Raw genomic sequence first — 20,149 nt, forward strand, 5'->3', positions numbered from 1 at the left:
GCTCGTAAATAGGGCCCGAGCACACAGAGCGTCCATCGCCGGTGATGCGTCCGCCGGTTGTGTTGCCGCCGGCTCACCACGTTCGCACTCGTCGCCCGAGGGCGCATGCGTTCCCGCGGGCGGATACAAGCGTAGGAACTGCCCAGTGGCTGACATGAGAGCTGCCCGCTGACGGTCACGAGATCTGCCCGGTGGTGGCCGTGGGATCTGCCCGAAGGGAGCTGCGGCCACCATCGACCGGAACGGTTTAGCCCAAGGGGCTCACCCCTTGGGCTAGCGAGAGCTTGGGTGAGCAGAACAAGTCAGATGTAACCACGGACAGCTTCTCTAGCTTCAGTAAGCGCCTGTTTAGTCCGGGCCTACACCACCCAACCCGACGACTCGTCAACACATGAATCGAGACCCCTTTGACTGAGAACACCCAAATCTTGCTCGCCTCCCGCCCTCACGGAGAGCCAACCCACGAGAACTTCTGCTTCAAGACCTCGCCGATGCCGACGCCGGGCGATGGCGAGGTACTGCTCCGCACGATCTACCTGTCGCTTGATCCCTATATGCGCGGTCGGATGAACGATGCCAAGTCCTATGCGGCGCCGCAGCCCCTTCACGAGGTGATGCAGGGCGGGACCGTCGCCGAGGTGGTCGAGTCCAACGACCCGTCGCGCGCGCCGGGCGACTTCGTGCTCACGTTCCACGGCTGGCAGTCGTACGCGGTCCTGCCGGCCAAGCACACCCGCAAGCTCGATCCATCGCGCGCACCCATCTCGACAGCGCTCGGGGTGCTCGGCATGCCGGGGTTCACCGCGTATGCGGGGCTCCTGCAGATCGGTAAGCCGCAGCCCGACGAGACCGTTGTCGTTGCGGCCGCTGCCGGTCCTGTCGGCTCGGCCGTGGGGCAGATCGCGAAGATCAAGGGGGCTCGAGCCGTCGGGATCGCCGGCGGGCCGGAGAAGGTCGCTTGGTTGGCCCAACTCGGCTTCGACGTGGCGCTTGATCACCGGTCGCCGACGTTCAAGGCTGATTTGAAGGCAGCCGTCCCCCGTGGCATCGACGTCTACTTCGAGAACGTCGGTGGTCACGTGTGGGACGCCGTGCTGCCGCACCTCAAAAGGTACGCTCGTGTGCCAGCGTGCGGTCTCGTCGCCAACTACAACGCGACTGAGCTGCCCTCCGGCCCTGACCGTACGCCATACCTGATGAACTCGATCCTGACCAAGAGCATCACGATGCGGGGCTTCATACAGGACGAGTTCATCCGGTCTCACTATAAGGATTTCCAGAGCGACGCGGCGGCATGGATCGCCTCAGGCGAACTGCGCCATCGTGAGCACATCATCGAAGGTCTCGAGAACGCGCCCGAGGCATTCATTGGTCTCCTAAAGGGCAGAAACTTCGGCAAGCTCCTCATTCGCGTCGGCGCCACATCCGAAGGGGTCCGTTGAGTCTGCGTCGGCCCTGAGTGGCGAGTCGCGAGCTGAGCCGGAACCTGCGCCGATCGGCCCGCAACGCGAGCATGACGAAGGTTCGGACCTGTTGGTCCGGACTCCTTTGGTAGCGCGACAGACGTCACTCGCGCAACCAATGGCGAACAAACCCGGAACCAGAGACCAGACAGCTGCGCCAATCCCTCCTAGGTCCCGCGGCACCCGGATCGACCAAGGAGGTCGAACTACCACTCCTACGAAAACTCCAAGGTGAGTCGGGTGCGCCAATCTCCTTGACTAGTCGAATCTGCGACCTCTCCAGGGAAAATTCTGGCTCCTCGACACTCCAACTCGAAATTGCACACCGAACGTCCACACAGACCCGTGAATAGCCTGACTCGGGGCGCGCGGTAGTGCCGTCGGATGGAGCCCGACGGGGCAGTTGCCGGTGACGGTCAGGCTGCGGGGTCGATGTGGACGGTGTGGCCGAGTTTCTCCAGCTGCGACACGAGCCGGTGGGTGCGGGCTTCCTCGTTGCGTTTGACCAGCCATTGCGGGCCGAGGTCTTGGTAGGGCTGGTCCCGTTTGAGGATGTAGTAGGCCGTCACCAGGATCGAGTGAGCGACCGCGACCTGGGCCCGGCGCATGCCACGTCTCTGGGTGATCCTCGAGTGCTGCACGGCCAGGTAGTTCTTGCCCTGCATCCGCCCGACGGCACCGGCGGCCTCGACGAGCATCCCGGTCAGCCACTTGTTGCCCCGACGTCGCCCGGCCGGGGATCGTCTGCCTGCGGACTCATACATTGCCGGCGCCAAACCAGCCCACGACGACAGATGCGCAGCAGTCGGGAATTTGGACATGTCGCCACCGGTCTCGGCGATGATGACCTGAGCGACCCGTGGGCCGACACCGGGGATGGTCTGCAGCAGTTCGATCTGATGGGTCCACGGCTGGCACGCAGACTCGATGACTTGGTCGAGCTCGCGCATCGCCTGCTCGACCCGGTCCAGCCGGCCCAGGATGGACTTGGCCAGCTGCGCATGATGGATGTCGAAGTTGCCCTCCAACGCCTGGGCCAGGTCAGGGATCTTCGAACGCATCTTGCCCTTGGCCAAATCAGCCAGCACCCGGGCGTCGGTCTCGCCGTCGATCATCGCGGTCAGCATCGCTCTGGCCGACACCGTGTTCAGCGACGACGCCACGGTCGAGAGCTTGATCGACGCGTCCTCCAGCATCAGCTCCAACCGGACCGTCTCCCTGGTTCGGTCGCCATGCAGTTGGACCCGATACCGGGTCAGCATCCGCAACCTGCGCACCGGTGGCGGTGGCACGAACGACGGCGTCAACAACCCATGCTCGAGCAGCTGCGCGATCCACTCCGCGTCCCGCACGTCGGTCTTGCGACCCGGCACCGCCTTCATATGAGCCGCGTTCAGCAACCAGATCTCCATCACCTCCTCCAGGCAGTAGAACGGCGGCTTCCAATACGTCGACGTCGACTCGATCGCCGCGATCGACACACCGGCCTCGACCAACCAGTCCCGCATCACCCTCAACGACCCCGACGTCGTCTTGAACGTCCGCGTCTCCGTGCGCCGGCCACGCCTCGCACCGGGCGTCCGGACACACACCGTCACCGACGCCTTCCCCACGTCCAGGCCAGCGACCCGGTCATACAGCACTTCCATCACCATCAGCTCCCTCACCAACTCGACCCACGACCCACCCAGGCGGGCGGGCCCGAGCCGCTCGGAGAGTCTTCCGCCGGGATACAGACCCACGTGCTCGAAGCAACAATCCAAAGGCACCCGAAGACCCCGCGTCATACACCTCAACGGGCTCACCCGCACCAATGTGTGCCGACGTCGCCGAGCGACCCATCCCCGATTCTCATCCCCCAACGCAGCGACGAAGTCGCACGCCGACACACCTCTTGCATTCTCGGTGGCCCCTTGCGTCCGCACGAAAGGCCTTAGGGGTCATGAATGCAGACAATGAGCGCGAAAATCGCCAGGAGAACCGCCGGAAGCTCGCCGGGGGAACATGCCCCCGATGCGGCAAAGGTGTGCGGAGGAAGTCGACCGGAAGACCAGCGATCTGGTGCTCGCAGGCATGCCGGAGAGCCGCATACGAGGAACGCCGCGCGGCCGCGCATGGCGCTATCGCAGTCGAAGTTGTGGAGCGTGTGGAGACTCACGAGCACCCAATCGGCACCTGCGTCGACCGAACGTTAGCCTCACCAGCTGGATGCCGACGCGTGGTCTACGAACTGGCCAGACTCGGCCGCGAGCGAACCTTGCAGTCAGACCCGCGTTGGGAGTCGACATACAACGCCATACGTAACGGACTCATGGACGCCCTATTCACGCCGTTTGATCGGCGCAGATAGGTTCCTAGTCGACGCGCCGGGCCAAGAGCATTCCGCCCATAATGGGGCATCGGATGTGCCACCAGTCTTCATTGCGGCAGCAAGACTAGGACGTCGTACTGATGGGTCGCTCTCAGCCAAACGGAAGCCGGTGCTCATCAGCAGCCTTAGGCCGCGTCGCAGTGACACCATCAGGCAAATCTCTCGAGTCCGCATCAACGGCGATTCGACGACGTCAGGTAGCGGGACATTCGGTCTCGAAGGGCCTCCGTGGTGCGAGGGGCTTTCGCAACCTTATCGAACAGAACCTCGTTGGTCGCTCGCGCCACCCGCGCAAATTCATCCTGAACCAACGCAAGCAGCTCTCGGAGAAGTTGGTTGGAGGGCATTAGTTCGATCGAACCAAGATCTTTCGCGTTTGGTCGAGGCTTTCCTGTTAGGGCTACTGCTGATGCCATTGACAGGTGGAAGACGAAATCATCGACTTGCCCTTGTGTCTGCCTGTTGTTCCGCAAGTACAGTTCGCACGTTCGCACGATCTGAATTGCCGGAAAGTACATGGCGATCGGGTTCTTACTTGCGAAGACGTCGTCGTACACGTCGTCTTGGAAGATGCGGGAAACCTCGCCTCGTGAGATGTGCGGCACTTGCACAAGAGTGGCCATCACGGCCTGACCCAATTGATCGATCGAAACCAAACTCTGCAGTGGAATCTGGCGATTGTGGTAGTAGTTCTTGCGCCGCTCGTAGTACAAGCCCTTTGTCCGAAAGTACTCTTCGATCTCTCGTTGCACCCGGTCAGTCGCGCGTAGAGAACTCAGACCAAGAGAGGTCTGGCTGTTAGTGGCCCTGATGATTCGATCCTTGATCACGTCATCGTCAGCTTGGATGACCTTCACAAGGACCCCGCGCCCTTCCTGCAAGTTCTCGGATCGGCCACGCTTGTAGATCTCGTGGGAAGTTTGAAGCCCATTGACGATCTGGGGTGACACCAGTTGCAACAGTTTGCCTGCTGGCTGAACCTTGTCGGCGACGATCGTTACGCCATTATTCAGCCACCAGAAGTCGACGTCTTTGTCCTCGTGCTCCAGCGTCTCTTGGATGCTTCTGTTGACGCCAGATTCGCCCTCGTAGTCTCGGACATTCGCTTCGAAGAGCGTTGCGTCGAGCTTCCCGGTCGTGTCTGTGATGAAATCCTGGTAGTCGGCGAGCCTCACCAAGCCGACGTATCCGCCGGCCATGTCCGTCGAAATCGGGTTCTCGGCCAAGGCCAGCTGCACGGTCACCGGTGGCTTGTCCCGAGCGAGATTGGCTATCGACGCCGCGTCGAGCAAGTGCGACTCAGGCTCGCAAGTTCCGAAGCAACTTTTTAAGGTCTCTCGCAGGTCTGCGGCTTTCGACTCCACATTGGGGTGGATCTTGTCCGCCTTTAGTGCCGCGAACGCTGTGAAGACGCGAAGCGCTGGCATATCCATCGCCCGATAGGTGTCGAGAAAACGGCGAGTGATCTCGATGAGGCGAGAGTTGAACTGCTTGGCGAGGCTTGCGTCGTTTCGAGTGAAATCCAGCAGCTTCGGCAGGTGCACAATGAGCTTGTCGACTGCGTCCTCGCCCAATCCTTTCGTGTTCTTGACCTGAATCAGGACGAGATCCAACTGTGGATTTCGGCCGAGGGCGCTCAGGTTTGTGTCATCGCGAAGGCAGTAACCGTTCGCGAATATGTAGACAGCGTCGATGCCGCCGTCGAGCGTGCCATCAACGATTCCGGACAGCAGGTCGTCGTGGCTTGGGCGGTAATCGGTCAGGTAGTGCCGAGATACGAAATAGGCCTCTTGCTCTGACGCGCTGAGGCCCGCGGTCTCAAGGCGTGATCTTTCCACCATGCCCTCCAAGAGGATGACGTCATTCGCACTCATTCAAGGTCCTTTCGGGACAAGGTGTAGTGGCACCGTACAAGGTCACCTCGACAGGGGGCGGGAGTTCTCGGCGCCGGCTTCCTCCCGTCGCCCACCAGATGCGAGCGGGGGACACCAAGATGCTGCGACTCTTAACGTTGCGACGACGAGACAAGGAGAGCTCGTGGGCGGTAACGAGCTAGAGCCGACTGACAGTCGGGTCGAGTGGGCGTGGGATGCGAGGGTCACGACTCCGTATCCTGCAATGCTGCGCGATCGAGCAGGCCAAGTCGAACTGGTGATTCCATACGAAGAAGACAGGCGTCGACGACATCGACATCAGACGGGTTCAGCGGCAGCATCAACAGGCCACGAAAGCCGGAACTCCTCAGCTGCGGCCGCGAGGTCAAATTCTAAAATCTCGACGTCGTGCTCCTTCAGAGCATCGAGCACATCCTGCGGACTGACCTTGAAGAACTCACGCCGGAGATTGATCTTGTTCATCCGCTGCTCCGAAAACTGCTGATGCAGCATGGTCTCCACACCGACAGCATCTTCGCTGAAGAACAGTGCGTGCACATCGAAGCGGAACGGCACTGACGCGTCTCCCAGTTCCTTCACGCGGTCCATCGGTTCAAGGCGCCGGGTCATTCCGATTTTCACGGTGCCCTCACCGAGGGAACCGACATTGGAGATGACATAGACGTACCCGGCTCGGATGTTCGCCGCGCGGTAGTCGACATCGGCGATCGCATGATCCACGTCTGCCAGCTTCTCCTTCAACCGGGCTACGCCTTCGGCGTCTCCGTTCGCCTCGAGCGCAGCGATGCTGTTGAGGAAATGCGTACGCTCCTTGTTCAGCCGATCCTGCTCGGCGCGCAGCTCGGCCTCAGCTCGTTTCTGTTCACGAAGCTCGGCTTTGTGTTCGCGATCGGCTTCACGCTCATCGGCCAGGCGAATCATGTGGGACGACGCGAGCTCCAGCTCCTTGAGTCGCAGCCGGTGATAAGCGGGCTCGACCCGAAGCTCGATCATTGATCCTTGTCGTGCGATCGCGTCGACTGTTTTTGAGAGACGAGATTGGGCCGTGGCCAAGTTGCCGGCCTTGACGCCCTTGATGCAGTTCTCGGCCTCAGCGTTGTAAGCGCGCAGCATGATGCGGGACATGTCGGAGGTGAACTTCCTGCCCTTGGCCGCCGAGTCGCCAAAAGTGATGTCTGCGCCGGCCTTGACGGCGTCCCCGATCTTGTTCATGGATTTGATCTCATACCGGAGTGCCTCCAGCTCGGTGGCGAGCTCAGCTGAAGTCTCTGCTGGGTGCACGTAGTCGAACAGTCCGACGTCCTGGACGGCCAGGGTGTCCCGGGCGGCAACGAGTCTGGAGTCGACGTCTCGAACCTGAGAGATCAAGTTGTCCAGTAGCGACTGCTGGGTCGAAATGTTCGACTCCAGCTCGGCCAGCGCGCTCGCCCGGCTTACCGCATCTTCGATGCCGTACTTGGCAACTACCTCCTGCAGTTCGTTGATCTCTGCGATGAGACCTTCGTTCTCGGTGATTAGTTCTTCTGCGAACTTCTTCGCGCCGAAGGTCGGGACTTTCCGGTCCAACGGTTTGCGCGAAGCAGCCGCGCTGGAGTGACTGTCCGCGATGACGGACGAATTAACCGTTGCCGCGAGACTGCTGTCCGCACCCTCGAGCGCGGCGACCAGTTCAGTCGCCGTCTCTATCGGCTCTCCACTACGGAGGGGCTCAGTCGCCGGGGAGTCCGTCGTCGCCGAGGCTGACGTCTCCACATGCGAGGACGGGTCGTGTGTATGTGAGGTCCAGGTCGTGCCGTCCCAGTAGCGGAGGACCGCGGACCCGGATGCGGCATGCGGATCGGGATACCAGTCGGCTGCAGCGGTCATGATGGATCCCGTCCTTGAGCCCGAGAGGGCGTAAACATCCTGTCTACCAGCGGCCGGGACCAGGCGTGACGCGTTTGCGCGATCGGCCCCCGGCCGAGGCAAGCCATGAACCAAACCAACCGGCTAGCGCGAACCCGCGTCACTCCGCCGCTAAAGCCCTAGCTTCTCGAAGCCATACGACTTCTGGACGGGCTTTACGGATCTTTGGCTGGTTCGTTGTTGTGTCGTCCAAAACGGTCGCCCCGCAGTAACCCTCGGGGGGTGAGGTCACTGCGAGGCGGCCGTGTCGAGACTAGGGCGCTAGACCTTCGTCGGTGTACGAACGCCGCGAAAGGTGATCCATCACACACCACCCTTACCGGCGATGACGGCCTCGCTTAGGACGGATTTCGGTCGGCGCATCCAGGTTCCAACGCTTGTACGCAACGCGTTTGCGCCGACTTGCCGGCCAGATGAGGTATGACAACCAACTAATGAGCTGAGTCATCGAGTCATCCTAGGGCTCGTACGGTTCACTAACCGGGTCGTAACAACAACCGGCTCTGATAGTTCGGTGTCGTGCCTGATGACGGTCTCATCCTGATGTCTCATCGTGCTCGGCTCAGTGGCGATCTCAATATGAACGGGCGTCCCTCCCGGCCCGCAACTTGAGGGAGTTGGGTAATCGCCGGGGGGACGACCGGACCAAACATAGGGTCCGGTATGTCAGTTACCGATGGGTACGTGGTGGAGGTCACAAAGCGTCGCTGACAACAACTGCGGCGTGGGTCGGCTGGGGACGTCTTGCGAGATCGCGCGAGGAGCATGAGCGGCCTTTGAGACCGGTGAAATCAATCGCCGTCGAACCAGGGGAACGTTTCCTTCCAACTTTCCCCCTGAACGTCCCCCCGAAAGTTGAACGTTTTCTGGCCACTGGACCGCCCAACGCGGCCTTGTGTTGCTAGCGCTATTCCACAGGGCGCAGGCATGCAACGGGTACTCCACAGATTGTGATCGAGCAGGTTCGTTCCCACCGCGACCGCTCGAGACTGGAGGGTCGAGCAGGTCGTAGAACTCACCGACGGTGGGAGGAAGGAACGATCGCCATGACAGAACTCAAGCTGCTGTCGCCCACCGAGGTTTCGAAGATCCTCGGCGTCGCGACATCGACGTTGTGCCGGATGAGGCAGAACGGGACGGGACCGCGATGCGTGTGGGTTACCGACCACGCGCCTCGCTATCGCGAGGACGACTTGCTCGCCTACGTCGAATCACGAGCGTCCTGATGGGAATCCGACAGGACCGATCCGGTCGGTGGCGTGCTGAGCTCAAGTCTGGGCGTGAGTACGTCGCCGGCCGGACGTTCGACACCAAGCGGGAGGCCGAGGCTTGGCTGTCGCGTGAACGCGCGTCGCTGGCCGGTGGTGTCGATCCTCGGGCCGGCAAGGTCTTGGTGAGGAAGGCGTTCGCAATGTGGCTCGTGGATCGCGAGGGCACCGTCGCGATCAAAACGACGAAGGCGGATCGATCGGTTCTCAAGGCCCTGCCGCCCGGCGTGGCCAATCTTCACGTCAACCGGGTGACCGACCGCGAGGTCCAGCGGTGCATCAATGACTGGTCGCGGCGCTATGCCGAGTCCACGGTGAAGCGCTACCGAGCGACCCTCATGGCGTTCTTTGCGTCCTGCATCCACGAACGGATGATCACGGTCAATCCGGTGTCGCGCACCCGAGTGCCAGCACAGCTGACGCCAGCTGCCGAGATGATGCCGTTCTCACGCCAAGAGCTGGAGGCCGTTCGCGACGAGATCGCAGTTCTCAATCCAGCCTTGGCCGATGCGGTCTGGCTCGCCGGGTGGACTGGGCTGCGGTGGTCGGAACTCCGCGAGGTGAGGGTAGCCGACTTCGTCGAAGTCCCGGTGCCTCGTTTGGTGATCCGACGCGCTCAGCCGGAAGGCATCGGCACCAAGCGACCGAAGTCCGGGCGCACGCGTCACGTTCCCCTCGTCGACGCCGTGCTGCCGCTCGTGAAGTCGATGACCGAAGGGAAAGGGCCGAACGATCTGCTGGTGACCACCGAGAAAGGTGCGCGGCTCTACGCCACCGCGTTCAAGAACTCGACGCACTGGACTGAGACCGGACGAGGTCGGCGACTCCACGACCTGCGGCACACCGCCGCGTGCCTCTGGCTGGAGGCCGGCGTCTCTCCGACGACCGTCCAGGCATGGATGGGACACGCGGATCTAACGACGACCCAGCGATATCTTCACTACCTCGGGACGAGCGCCGACGAGACCGGATTGAGCCGGTTGAACCAGTGGGGGCGCGCCGGGGGCGCGCGGCCTGCGGGGGAACATCAATAATTCGTTGAGCCGCTTGTCAGAATCGAACTGACGACCTTTTCATTACGAGTGAAACGCTCTACCGACTGAGCTAAAGCGGCCGAGGTTCGCCGGGGATCGCCCGCCGAACCGATCACTGAGTCTAGCGGGTGATCGCTGCAACATCACATCGGCCTCCCCCCGTAGAATCGCACTCGTGACCGACACGACGCAGGCCGAGCTCGAGGAGATCCGGGCGAGCATCGACAACATCGATGCCGCACTGATCCATGTCTTGGCGGAGCGCTTCAAGTACACCAAGCGCGTCGGCAAGCTCAAGGCCGAGCACGACCTGCCGCCCGCCGATCCCGAGCGCGAGGCCCGGCAGATCACCCGGCTCCGGGCGTTGGCGATCGAGGCGGACCTGGATCCGGCGTTCGCCGAGAAGTTCCTCAACTTCATCATCGACGAAGTGATTCACCACCACGAAGCGGTCCGCCAGCCGTAGTCGTAGGCGGCGGTGAGTTAGCGCCCACCTCCACCCGGCGCGTGGGCTCTAAGTCACCGCTCTCCAGGGTAGGTCGGGCCTACTTGCAGGTCAGGCCGTCCTTGGGCACGGTGCCCTCGGTGAAGAAGTTGTCGACCGCCTCGGTGATGCAGTCATTGCCGGAGTTGTAGGCCGTGTGCCCATCGCCCTCGCGGGTGATCAGCACGCCGGACGACAGCTGCGACGCCAGCGACTCGGCCCACTCGTAGGGCGTCGCCGGGTCGCGGGTAGTGCCGAGAACGAGGATCGGCGGAGCGCCCTTGGCCTCGATCTTGGGCAGCGGGTTGGTCACCTTGATCGGCCAGTCGGCGCAACCGAGTGCACCCCAGCCCAGCGCCCGGCCGAACACCGGAGACACCTTCTCGAACCGCGGGAGCGCTGCCTCGGTCTCTTCCACGGTCAACCGATCGGGCGCGTCGAGGCAATTGACGGCGTAGATGACCTGGCCGATGTTGCCACCGTAGGAGCCGTCCTGATCGCGCTCGAAATAGATGTCGGAGAGCCGCAGCAGGATGCTGCCGTCGCCCTCGAAGGCTGCCTTCAGTCCCTGCGAGAGGTATTGCCACGTGCTCTTGTCGTAGAGCGTGACGGCGACGCCGTAGAACGCCTGCCCCTCGGTGAGGTCGCGACCCGGCAGGGCCCTCATCGGTGTCGCGTCGAGCTGCTTCATGAGATCGGCGATCTTGCCGAGACCGGCGTCAGCATCGTCGCCCAGTGGGCAGTCGGAGTGCTCGACGCAGTCCTTGGCGTACGCATCGAGGGCCCGCTGGAATCCTGTGGTCTGGCCGAGGCTCGAGCCGATCGCATCCAGCGAAGGGTCGACCGCGCCGTCGAGGACCATGCGCCCGACCTTGGTCGGGAACAGCTGGGCGTAGACCGCACCGAGCTCGGTGCCGTAGGACGCGCCGAACCAGTCGAGCTTGGGCCGGCCGAGCAGCGCGCGCACGACGTCCATGTCCTTGGCGGCCTCGACGGTCGAGACGTGGGCCGCGAGCCCGCCGGAGTTCTTCTCGCACGCCTCGCCGAGATCCGTGATGCTCTTGCGCAGCGCCGTGACCTCACCGGGGTTGTCGGGGTCGGGATCGGTCTGCACGAACTCGTCGAAGGCCTTGTCCGGGAGGCACTTGAGCGGCGAGCTCTTGGCGACGCCGCGGGGGTCGACGCCGACGATGTCGTACATCGAACGGACGTCGTCACCGAAGCTCGTGGCCATCGTCTTGGCGAAGTCGATCGCCGAGCCTCCGGGGCCACCCGGGTTGACCAGGATGCTGCGCTTGGCCGTGCCGCCCTCTGCGGGATGCACGACGGCGCGGAGCCGGGTCGTCGCCCCGTCGGGCTTGGCGTAGTCGACCGGCACCTTGATCCAGGCGCACTTCGCGGAGCCGCAGCTCGACCAGCTGACCTTCTGGTCGTAGAACGCCTTGAGCCCGGACGGCGCGGAAGTGGTTGCCGGCTTGGGCTCTGACCACTTGTCGTCCTTGTCGCGGGTCACGGCGACGGTCGCCAGCGCGACACCCACGAGCAGAGCGAAGACGGCAACGACCGAGATCACGATCAGCGTCCTGTTGCGAGTCACCGGCGAAGTCCCATCATCATCCGTTCGAGCGCGAGCAGTGGAGCGGCGTTGGCAGTCAAGGCCTCCCGACATTCGACGATGGCATCGATCGTGTGGATCGTCGACTCGGGCGTCCACACCCGGGCCATCTCGGTGATGTCGTCGGCCACATCCGCGTTGACGAGGTCGACGCCGGTCGCGCACTGCACCGCCAGCACGTCGCGGCAGAACGACAGCAGGTCGAGCAGAACGCCGTCAATCGAGTCGCGGGCCATGCGCTTGCGCCGGCGATCCTGGTCCTTCTGGAGCGTCGAAAGCGCGCCCGCGTAGCCGGGCGGGCGGCGGCCGCGCTCCTCGACTCCCCATGTCGAGCGCAGGTCGTCGAGCTCGCGCTCGTCGGCCGGGTCGCAGAAGTCCTTGGCTCTCGCCGTGGCCTCCTCGTTGACCTGGTGGGCGGCTCGCAGGCAGTCACCGAGGTCGCGCAGGGCCACCGGGATCGACAGGATCGCCCGCCGGCGCTCGCGTGCGCTCGGGTCGCGGGCCAGCCCGCGGGCCCGCCCGATGTGGCCCTGCGACGCAGCAGCGACGGCATGCGCCAGCTCCGGCTCGACACCATCGCGGCTGACGAGCAACCCGGTGATGGCCGCGGTCGACGGGGTCCTGAGGAGTACGCTCCGGGCGCGGGAGCGGATCGTCACCGAGACGTCGTCGACCGCCGGCGCGCAGAGCATCCACACGGTCTGGCGCGACGGCTCCTCGATCGCCTTGAGCAGCGCGTTGGCCGCCTCGTCGGTGAGCCGGTCGGCGTCCTCGATGATGAGGATCTGCCAGCGACCGAGCGCGGGCCGCAGGGCGGACGAGCGTACGTACTGGCGGATGTCCTTGACGCCGATCGACAGTCCGTCGGTCGTGATGAGGGTGATGTCGGGGTGGCTGCCGGCCCGTGCGGTCGTGCACGAGTGGCACTCGCCGCAGCCGCCGAGCTCGCACTGCAGCGCGGCCGCGAAAGCGCGAGCGGCGTTGGAGCGTCCAGAGCCGGGAGGACCGGTGAACAGCCAGGCATGCGTCATCGATCGGCCGTCGCCGCCGGCCGATGCGACCGCGGCCTGCAGCGTCTCGACCACGGGTTCCTGACCGACCAGGTCGTCCCACACGGTCATGCCAGCGCCTGCCCCAGCCAGGGCTCGACAGCCTTGCGGATCTCGGCGTGGATCTCGGCGGGGGTGCCGCCGCCTCCCACCACGAGGTAGTGCCGCGGGTCGGCGGCGGCCAGGTCGAGGAAGTGCTGGCGTACGCGTTGGTGGAACTCGAGCGGCTCGGACTCGATGCGGTCGGCGCCCTCGAACCGTGCATGGCCGATCGCCGGGTCGATGTCGAGGACGATCGTGAGGTGCGGCCGCAGGTCCGACGTGGCCCAGCGGGCGATGTGCTCGACCTCGGCGGAGTCGAGTTTGCGCCCACCGCCTTGATAGGCCAGCAGCGAGTCGACGTAGCGGTCGGTCAGCACGATCGTGCCCTCGGCGAGTGCGGGGAGGACGACCTGGTCGACGTGCTCGGCCTTGTCGGCGGCGTAGAGCAGCACCTCGGTGCGGGGCGACAGCTCGCCGGTGTCGTTGTCGAGGACGATGTGGCGCAGGATCTTGCCCACCTCGGTGGCCCCGGGCTGACGTGTCAGCAGGACGCCGTGGCCGAGGCTCTCGAGCCACTCGACGAGCAGGACGGCCTGCGTCGACTTGCCGGCACCCTCCCCACCCTCCAGGGCGAGGAACACCCCGGTTTCGGTGAAGAGCGGATCCATGGGGCGAGCCTAGTCGCTGGTGCCCACGTCCTCCGAGGGAGCGTAGGCGTGACGGCCGAAGTACTCGACGATGCGTCGCATGTTGCCGCGCGACCGGGTGAAGAGCACATAGCGCTTGCGGGGGCCGGCCGATCCGGTGGCGATCGCGGGGACCCTGAAGTCGAAGCGCATACGGCTCCTGCGGGCGATCCGCCGGATCGCGTGCGGGCTGTAGTAGGAGACGTGGCCACGCGAGTAGAGGTAGCGGTGATTGGCCACGTTGCGGCCGTCGTAGATGTTGGTCGAGCAGACCAGGAGCCCGTTCCTGGTCAGCAGCTTGAACAACCGGGGAAACTCGCTGCGCGGATCGGTGAAGTGCTCGACGACCTCGCACGCGATGATCAGGTCGAAGCGCTCCGACGTGCCCTTGGTGATGTTGATGAAGTCGGCGTCGACGCCGAGGTCGACGACGTCGCTCATGACGACCCGGTCGACGGCTGACAGCTTCGCGATGTGCTGGTAGTCGAGGCTCCGCCCGGCGCCGAACACCATGACCTTGAGCCCTGAACGCTGCAGGATGTCGGCGCCCATCGCCGCCATGTGGAACTCACGACCCTGGTGCTCCGCGGTCCCGACGCGGGGCGTGAGGCGGAAGCTCTCGACCGACTCGAACGCGGTGTAGTCCACGGTGTTGGTGAAGTTGGAGACGTACTGGCAGCGCTGGCAGATCCGGATGGGGTATGTACGCGTCTTGCGTTCGACGGTCTGGATGCGCGTGCGTCTGGAGCCGCAGACCAGGCACGGCGTCGCGCGAAGGCGACGGGCCACGACCTGAGCTCCCTCCTTGGGATGGCGCACGAGCTGGGACACACGCTGCAGGGCAACCATCGGTCCACCGTAGCGGGACAGCACAGCCGAGCTAGCCCGGCGGGCCGGGTCGCTCGACCCTGGCGACGAGCTTCTGCGGAGCCAGCACGCAATAGCTGTCGGTCAACAGCTCCCCGAGCTCGTCCCAGTCGGTGTCGTCGCGCAGCTCGAGGCCCACGACGTCACGACCCCAACGGGCGACGAAATAGGGCGCGCCGGCCTGACGAAACGCCTCGAGCTCGTCACCCGGCGCCCGGAACGTCACGACCGTGACCGGACCCTCGTCGGCGATGAACCTCGCATAGGCGTCGGGCCGGCCGTCGTCGATCACCAGGACGTGCGCGAACGTCTTGCGCCGCACGCACCAGCGCAGCCCGGTCCACGCCGTCTCCTCGTACGTCTCGGGGAGCGCGAGGCAGATCGCACGGAGGCGGTCGACGACGTCGAGCGACACATCGGGCATGCGATCAACCTAGGTCGCAGCGCCGACACTCTCCTCGTCGCCGGTCGTCAGGCGGATCTCGATGATCAGCAGCGCGACGCCGATGAGGCCGGCCCACAGCTCGGAGTACGGCACGAACGTCACCGCGATCAGCGCGACCACCGCGGCGGCGAACGGCAGCGCCGTACGCATCGAGGGGTCGTGCAACCGTACGTTGATGAGCCACAGCGCTGCGAGGAAGGCCGCGCCCGGTCCGGTCACGAAGGCACTGCTGACCAGGTCCGAGACCTCGGAGTGGTGCGAGTAGTGGTCGACCCGAGCGGCGAGGCCCGCCCCGACGGCAGCCGCCGCGCCGAAGATCACGTAGTGGCCGAACCCCCAGACGTACCCGATCGAGTTGTCCGTGAGGATGCCGGAGTTGTCGCGCGCGAAGTAGAGCCACCAGCCGCTGAACGTGATCAGCACGCCGCCGGCCACGACCAGCCACAGCTCGGCGGGTGGGTGCTCCTCGTCGAACGCGCGCTGCAGCGCGATCGTCACCGAGAGGATCGTCTCGCCCAGCACGATGATGAAGAAGAGTCCGTAGCGCTCTGCGACGTGGTGCGGGTGCCACGGCGTGGTGCCGGCCAGCTCGGCGATGAACGGCACCCCGAAGTCGCAGGCCACGAGGACGACGAACAACCAGATCGGTACGTGTCCGTCGGTCGCGAACAGCGCAATGACCCAGGCGGCCTGCACCAGGATCAGCCCGTACGCGTACCGCAGCGCCGTCGTGCGCCGCTCCTGGTGCCCGGCGGCAGCCCGTAGCCACATCAGGACCAGGCCGACGCGCATGATGACGTAGCCGACGATCCCGAGTGTCAGGTCCTCCTCGAAGAACGCCGGCACGCCGGCGGCCAGCACGAGCGACCCGAACACCTGCAGCAGCGTGAGGATGCGGTTGACCGTGTCGTCGGGGTCGTACGCCGAGTTGAACCACACGAAGTTGAGCCAGGCCCAGAAGATCGCGAAGAACGAGACGCCGAACCACACGAGCCCGTGGCCGGTGTGGCCCTCGGAGATCTCGTGGTGCAGCGACAGCGCGGCCTGCGCGATCGCCACGACGTAGCAAAGGTCGGTGAACAGCTCGAGCGGCGATGCCGTCCGGTGCTCCTCGTGAGGGTCCCGCGGTGACAGTGGCCTGACGATGGGGCGCAACATGGCCCCGATTCTGGCAGGCGCGCCCGACGTGAGCACGCCCTTTCTACTTCACGCCGTTGAGCCGGTCCACTTGGGCGAACAGGTCGCCGCGGTCGTAATGGTCGACCGCCACATAGTTGGGCAGGTGCCCGCGCTCGGCCTGGCAGCGGTCAAGGCGAGGGCCCAGCACCGAGGCCGCGTTGACCCGGCCGGCGTCGCTGACCCGTCGCTGCGGTCGGTTGAGCCAGTGATTGACCAGGAACAACGACGCGTCGGCGGGACCTCTCAGTCGCTCGCAGCTGAAGTCCGAGACCTTCTTGCCGTTGAACGGCGTGTCCTGCACGACATCGAATCCCTGCAGCAACCACGGGTAGGTCGTACCGCCTCCCCGGTTCTCGGCCAGCACGACCAGACGGCGGCCCGAGTCGAGCATCTCGCCGAGGGTCGGCCAGGGCTGGCCGGCGACCGGGGTGAGGACCATCGACAGCAGACCGGCCTCCTCGAGGACCTTCGCCGTCACGGCGGGCGACAACTCGTCCTGGATGAACAAGGTGATGACCTCACGAGGATGAGCCCGCATCCACGTCGCGACGTCCGCCATGACCGGCTCGAACGCGGTGGAACCCAGCTCGCACAGCGCGTGGCACAGGTAGGGCTCGACCGGCCCGGTCGGCGTGAGGTTCGTGGCGTCCCGCAGCCGCAGCGCGCTGTTGACGACGCTCCTGCCGTATGTCGCAGTGGCCTGCTTCATCGCCTCGGCGCGGCTCTCGTCGGAGTTGGCGACGACCCCGGAGCGCGACGTCGTCTGTCCGGGCCAGGTGTCGATCAGGAACACGTGAATGCCGTCGTCGAGCTGGCCGATGATTCCCTTCGGCTGCTCCGCCAGGAACCATCCCGGCTCGTCTGCCGCCGACATCGAGTTGTGGCTGGCGGCGTAGGCGACCTCGTCGTAGCGGCGCTCGCAGAGCTCGGTATGCCCGTTGCGCAGCCCACTGTGGGACGACCCGATGGCCGCCACGGCACGCTGGGGCGGGCGGGAGTTCCACACCACCAGGCCGGCCAGGATCGCGAACGCGGCAACCGCGACGAGAGCGGTGCGGAGCTCCGGCCTCCTCATCAGGCGAGGCACCCAGGTCGCCGGCCGTTCCGGACGTCGCACCGATCGCGCCAGCTCGACCGCACCGTCTATGGCCACGACGAACCCCACGACCGACACGATCACGGCGATCGTCGTGACCGGGCTCAGTAGCGCCGCGACACCGCCGACCAGCAGCACCGCCCCGTGACCGACGCGCTGCCGCCGCTCTGCGAGGGGCAGACGAAGCCACCAGACGCCACGCATGAGGTACGCCCGGGGGTCCAGCCCCAGCCGGAGGGCTGCTCCGAGGATCAGCATGTAGCCTGCGGCGGCAACCGTCGCTGCCGCCGTCCAGAGAGCGGGGCTCAGCTGGTTCCACCCCGCGACACCCAGCGCCGACGGGAGGGTGTCGGTGTCGACTCGCGCCGCGACAACTCCCGCGACGAAGATCGCAGCCGCCACGATCAATCCGGCCGACACGATGGCCACACCCACGGCTCTGACGGCACGCGGCCGGTCACGAGCCGGCAGGATGACGGCCGCGAAGCACAGCAGGGCCAGCAGTGGCAGGAGCCAGGACAGCGTCTTCACGAGGTGTGCGTAGCCGATCGTGGACGACGAGACTCCGTTGTCGCCGAATCGTGCGAGTGCCACGTCAAGATCGGGCGGCAAGCCAGCCGCCGCCTGCGGGGCAACCGTCGAGAGTGCGGCGATCAGCACGGCCCCGACGTCGGCGAGACGTAGCACGACCCGGTCGTCGCCGTCTGTCGTGAAGGCCTGGTGGACCGGGACGAGCATCGCGCGTACGGCCGGACCAAACGCCTCGCTGCCGACGAGCGAGCCCGCCGTCGACTCGAGGAATGGCCGGGCGATCACCAGGTCAGGGTCGGCCGCGATGACCCGGGCGGAGATCACGATGCCGACCTGGCGCGAGACGGCTGGGTCCTTGCGCATGGCATCGGCGTGGGCGGCGAACCGGTGGCCGTCCAGGACTTCGTGGTTGACGACGCCGGCGAGGATTCCGGCCAGCAACAGGAGCGATCCGAGGACCTGCAGCGCACGAGAGGTCTTCTCCACGGCGCCTCCTCACCGACACGATGTCACCTGATCACGACGGTAACAGCGGCGAGTCACCTGGTCATTGCACTCTTGCTCGGGTCAGGGCGAGGTATTGATGGACGAAGGCGATCCCCATGCCGCCCTCACCCACTCCCGCTGCGACGCGCTTGACCGAGCCGGAACGGACATCGCCGATGGCAAAGATGCCGGGGACGCTGGTCTCCAACGCGAAGGGCCTGCGGTCGGCGGTCCACCCCGGCGCACCGGCAGCATCGGACCCGGTGAGGACGTAGCCGTGCTCGTCGCGAGCGATGGCCGGTGGGAGCCATCTCGTGACGGCGTCGGCCCCGATCATGACGAAGAGCACCATGGCTGGGCGGGACGACGTATGTCCGGCGGCCGCGTCGTGGACGTCGATCTCCGTCAGGTCGGTGTCGCCGTGCAGGCCGACGACCTGGCTGCGCGTCTCAACGCGGATGGAGTCATGGGCGACGATCTGGTCGATGAGATAGCGCGACATGCTCTTCTCGAGGGACTCACCGCGCACCAGCATCGTGACCGAGCGGGCGAACCTGGAGAAGAAGATCGCCGCCTGGCCGGCCGAGTTGCCGGCGCCGATGATGCAGACGTCCTGGCCCTTGGTGAGCCCGGTGTCGCTGCGTGCCGCGCCGTAGTAGACGCCGTGGCCCAGGTAGCTCTCGACGCCCGGCACATCGAGGGTCCGCCAGTCCACACCGGTCGCGATGAGGACAACCGGGGCGCGCAGCGTGTCACCACCGTCGAGGGTCACCGTGTGTTGCGGACCCGGATCGACGCCGGTGGCCTGCCGGGTCACGATGATCTCGGCGCCGAGCCGCTTGGCCTGCTCCAAGGCACGGCTCGCGAGGTCGTCGCCGGACACACCGTACGGAAATCCGGTGTAGTTCTCGATGCGACTCGAGGTGCCGGCCTGGCCTCCGGGGGCGATGCTCTCGACGACCAGTGTCTTGAGTCCCTCGGCTGCCGCGTTGACGGCCGCCGTGAGGCCTGCGGGTCCGGCGCCGAGGATCACGACGTCGTACTCCGCCTCGTCAGGGCTGACGTCGAGCCCGACCGCCGAGGCGGCCTCACGCAGGGTCGGGGCGACGAGGCGACGGCCGTCGCGGAGCTCGAGGACGGGGTGGTCGACGACGGCATCCGGGTCGTCCGGAGTGACCCGGTCGAAGGCCACCTGGTTGCGGGTCAGGAACGTCGCAAGCTCACGCACGCCGGCATCGACCCTAGGGCCAATGAGCGTCACCTCGGCCTCGGGCCGGACCGACGCCCAGACCTGGAGATCGTTCAGGTACGTGCGAGCGACCTCGGCGACCGACGTGGTGACGGTCGGCGCCATCGAGGCGAGCGTGTGCCACTCCGTGACACCCAGGCGAAGGATGCGCGCCGGCACCGTCGCCCGGCCGCTTGCCGGGAACTTCGTGCTCAGCGTCATCGGCACCTCACCGAACAGCATGCCGTGGGTGCGCTCGCCGATCACGCGTTCCTCACCGTTGACCAGCTTCGTGATCTCGGCGTGGCCCTCCATGACGATGAAGAGGGACCGCTCGTCGCCCTCGCGCGCGAAGTACTCCCCAGCCGCGAGATGGATGTCCTCCACGGCGCCGACGACGTAGGTGAGCGCCTCCGGCGTGAGGCCGGAGAGCAGCGGCACGTCACTCAGCTGGTCGGGAGTGATCATGCCGGAACGCTAGCGCGTGGCCGGGACCACCATCCAG

General features: G+C 65.4%; 15 protein-coding genes and 1 tRNA gene. 4 read left to right on the top strand and 12 right to left on the bottom strand.

The genetic code is table 11. The features are described 5' to 3' along the window. The first annotated feature begins 407 nt into the window (after positions 1 to 407). The gene (locus AC1DVU_RS02790) at positions 408 to 1,442 is read left to right on the top strand and encodes an NADP-dependent oxidoreductase (RefSeq protein ID WP_476920900.1); all 1,035 of its coding nucleotides are present in this window, start codon (positions 408 to 410) and stop codon (positions 1,440 to 1,442) included. A 437-nt stretch (positions 1,443 to 1,879) separates the two neighbouring features. On the opposite strand, the gene AC1DVU_RS02795 is transcribed toward AC1DVU_RS02790, so the two are convergent. The 3 genes from AC1DVU_RS02795 to AC1DVU_RS02805 form a co-directional block, all read right to left on the bottom strand. Further along, positions 1,880 to 3,112 (bottom strand): IS110 family RNA-guided transposase, encoded by a 1,233-nt coding sequence (locus tag AC1DVU_RS02795; RefSeq protein ID WP_476920901.1) that lies wholly within the window; start codon positions 3,110 to 3,112, stop codon positions 1,880 to 1,882. 895 nt (positions 3,113 to 4,007) lie between these two features. Then, complete coding sequence (locus AC1DVU_RS02800; protein ID WP_476920902.1) at positions 4,008 to 5,708, bottom strand: AIPR family protein; 1,701 nt, start codon at positions 5,706 to 5,708, stop codon at positions 4,008 to 4,010. A 318-nt stretch (positions 5,709 to 6,026) separates the two neighbouring features. Beyond that, positions 6,027 to 7,595, bottom strand: a complete 1,569-nt coding sequence (locus AC1DVU_RS02805; RefSeq protein WP_476920903.1) for an SNIPE associated domain-containing protein — start codon at positions 7,593 to 7,595, stop codon at positions 6,027 to 6,029. Positions 7,596 to 8,680: 1,085 nt separating this feature from the next. On the opposite strand from AC1DVU_RS02805, the gene AC1DVU_RS02810 reads away from it, so the two are divergent. Continuing rightward, positions 8,681 to 8,860, top strand: a complete 180-nt coding sequence (locus tag AC1DVU_RS02810) for a helix-turn-helix transcriptional regulator (RefSeq protein WP_056210020.1) — start codon at positions 8,681 to 8,683, stop codon at positions 8,858 to 8,860. Then, a complete protein-coding gene (locus AC1DVU_RS02815; RefSeq protein ID WP_476920904.1) occupies positions 8,860 to 9,936 on the top strand; it encodes a tyrosine-type recombinase/integrase in 1,077 nt (358 codons plus the stop codon). The genes AC1DVU_RS02810 and AC1DVU_RS02815 overlap by 1 nt, the downstream gene beginning before the upstream one ends. Positions 9,937 to 9,943: 7 nt before the next feature. On the opposite strand, the gene AC1DVU_RS02820 is transcribed toward AC1DVU_RS02815, so the two are convergent. Further along, a tRNA-Thr gene (locus AC1DVU_RS02820) sits at positions 9,944 to 10,016 on the bottom strand. A 95-nt stretch (positions 10,017 to 10,111) separates the two neighbouring features. On the opposite strand from AC1DVU_RS02820, the gene AC1DVU_RS02825 reads away from it, so the two are divergent. Next, on the top strand, positions 10,112 to 10,402 hold the full coding sequence (locus AC1DVU_RS02825; RefSeq protein WP_082582276.1) for a chorismate mutase: 291 nt from the start codon (positions 10,112 to 10,114) through the stop codon (positions 10,400 to 10,402). 79 nt (positions 10,403 to 10,481) lie between these two features. Here the strand turns inward: AC1DVU_RS02825 and AC1DVU_RS02830 are convergent, their stop codons facing one another. From AC1DVU_RS02830 to AC1DVU_RS02865, 8 genes are all read right to left on the bottom strand, one after another. Next, positions 10,482 to 12,017 (bottom strand): alpha/beta hydrolase, encoded by a 1,536-nt coding sequence (locus AC1DVU_RS02830; RefSeq protein WP_476920905.1) that lies wholly within the window; start codon positions 12,015 to 12,017, stop codon positions 10,482 to 10,484. After that, positions 12,014 to 13,156, bottom strand: coding sequence for a DNA polymerase III subunit delta' (locus tag AC1DVU_RS02835; RefSeq protein WP_476920906.1), 1,143 nt, complete (start codon positions 13,154 to 13,156; stop codon positions 12,014 to 12,016). Before AC1DVU_RS02835 ends, AC1DVU_RS02830 begins: the two co-directional genes overlap by 4 nt. Beyond that, positions 13,153 to 13,794 carry a dTMP kinase gene (tmk, locus tag AC1DVU_RS02840; RefSeq protein ID WP_476920907.1) on the bottom strand — a complete coding sequence of 214 codons (642 nt, stop codon included), beginning with the start codon at positions 13,792 to 13,794 and terminating at the stop codon, positions 13,153 to 13,155. Before tmk ends, AC1DVU_RS02835 begins: the two co-directional genes overlap by 4 nt. 9 nt (positions 13,795 to 13,803) lie before the next feature. Then, the gene (locus AC1DVU_RS02845; RefSeq protein WP_476920908.1) at positions 13,804 to 14,661 is read right to left on the bottom strand and encodes a methyltransferase domain-containing protein; all 858 of its coding nucleotides are present in this window, start codon (positions 14,659 to 14,661) and stop codon (positions 13,804 to 13,806) included. Positions 14,662 to 14,692: 31 nt separating this feature from the next. Continuing rightward, complete coding sequence (locus AC1DVU_RS02850) at positions 14,693 to 15,103, bottom strand: MmcQ/YjbR family DNA-binding protein (protein ID WP_476920909.1); 411 nt, start codon at positions 15,101 to 15,103, stop codon at positions 14,693 to 14,695. Positions 15,104 to 15,112: 9 nt separating this feature from the next. Beyond that, positions 15,113 to 16,282 carry a low temperature requirement protein A gene (locus AC1DVU_RS02855; protein ID WP_476920910.1) on the bottom strand — a complete coding sequence of 390 codons (1,170 nt, stop codon included), beginning with the start codon at positions 16,280 to 16,282 and terminating at the stop codon, positions 15,113 to 15,115. Between the two features lie 43 nt (positions 16,283 to 16,325). Beyond that, positions 16,326 to 18,416, bottom strand: coding sequence for a phosphoinositide-specific phospholipase C-related protein (locus AC1DVU_RS02860; RefSeq protein ID WP_476920911.1), 2,091 nt, complete (start codon positions 18,414 to 18,416; stop codon positions 16,326 to 16,328). Positions 18,417 to 18,477: 61 nt separating this feature from the next. After that, positions 18,478 to 20,112: an FAD-dependent oxidoreductase gene (locus AC1DVU_RS02865; protein WP_476920912.1), complete on the bottom strand. Its 1,635-nt coding sequence runs from the start codon at positions 20,110 to 20,112 to the stop codon at positions 18,478 to 18,480. Positions 20,113 to 20,149: the final 37 nt, after the last annotated feature.

This window comes from Aeromicrobium sp. P2_G6 (assembly GCF_056403535.1).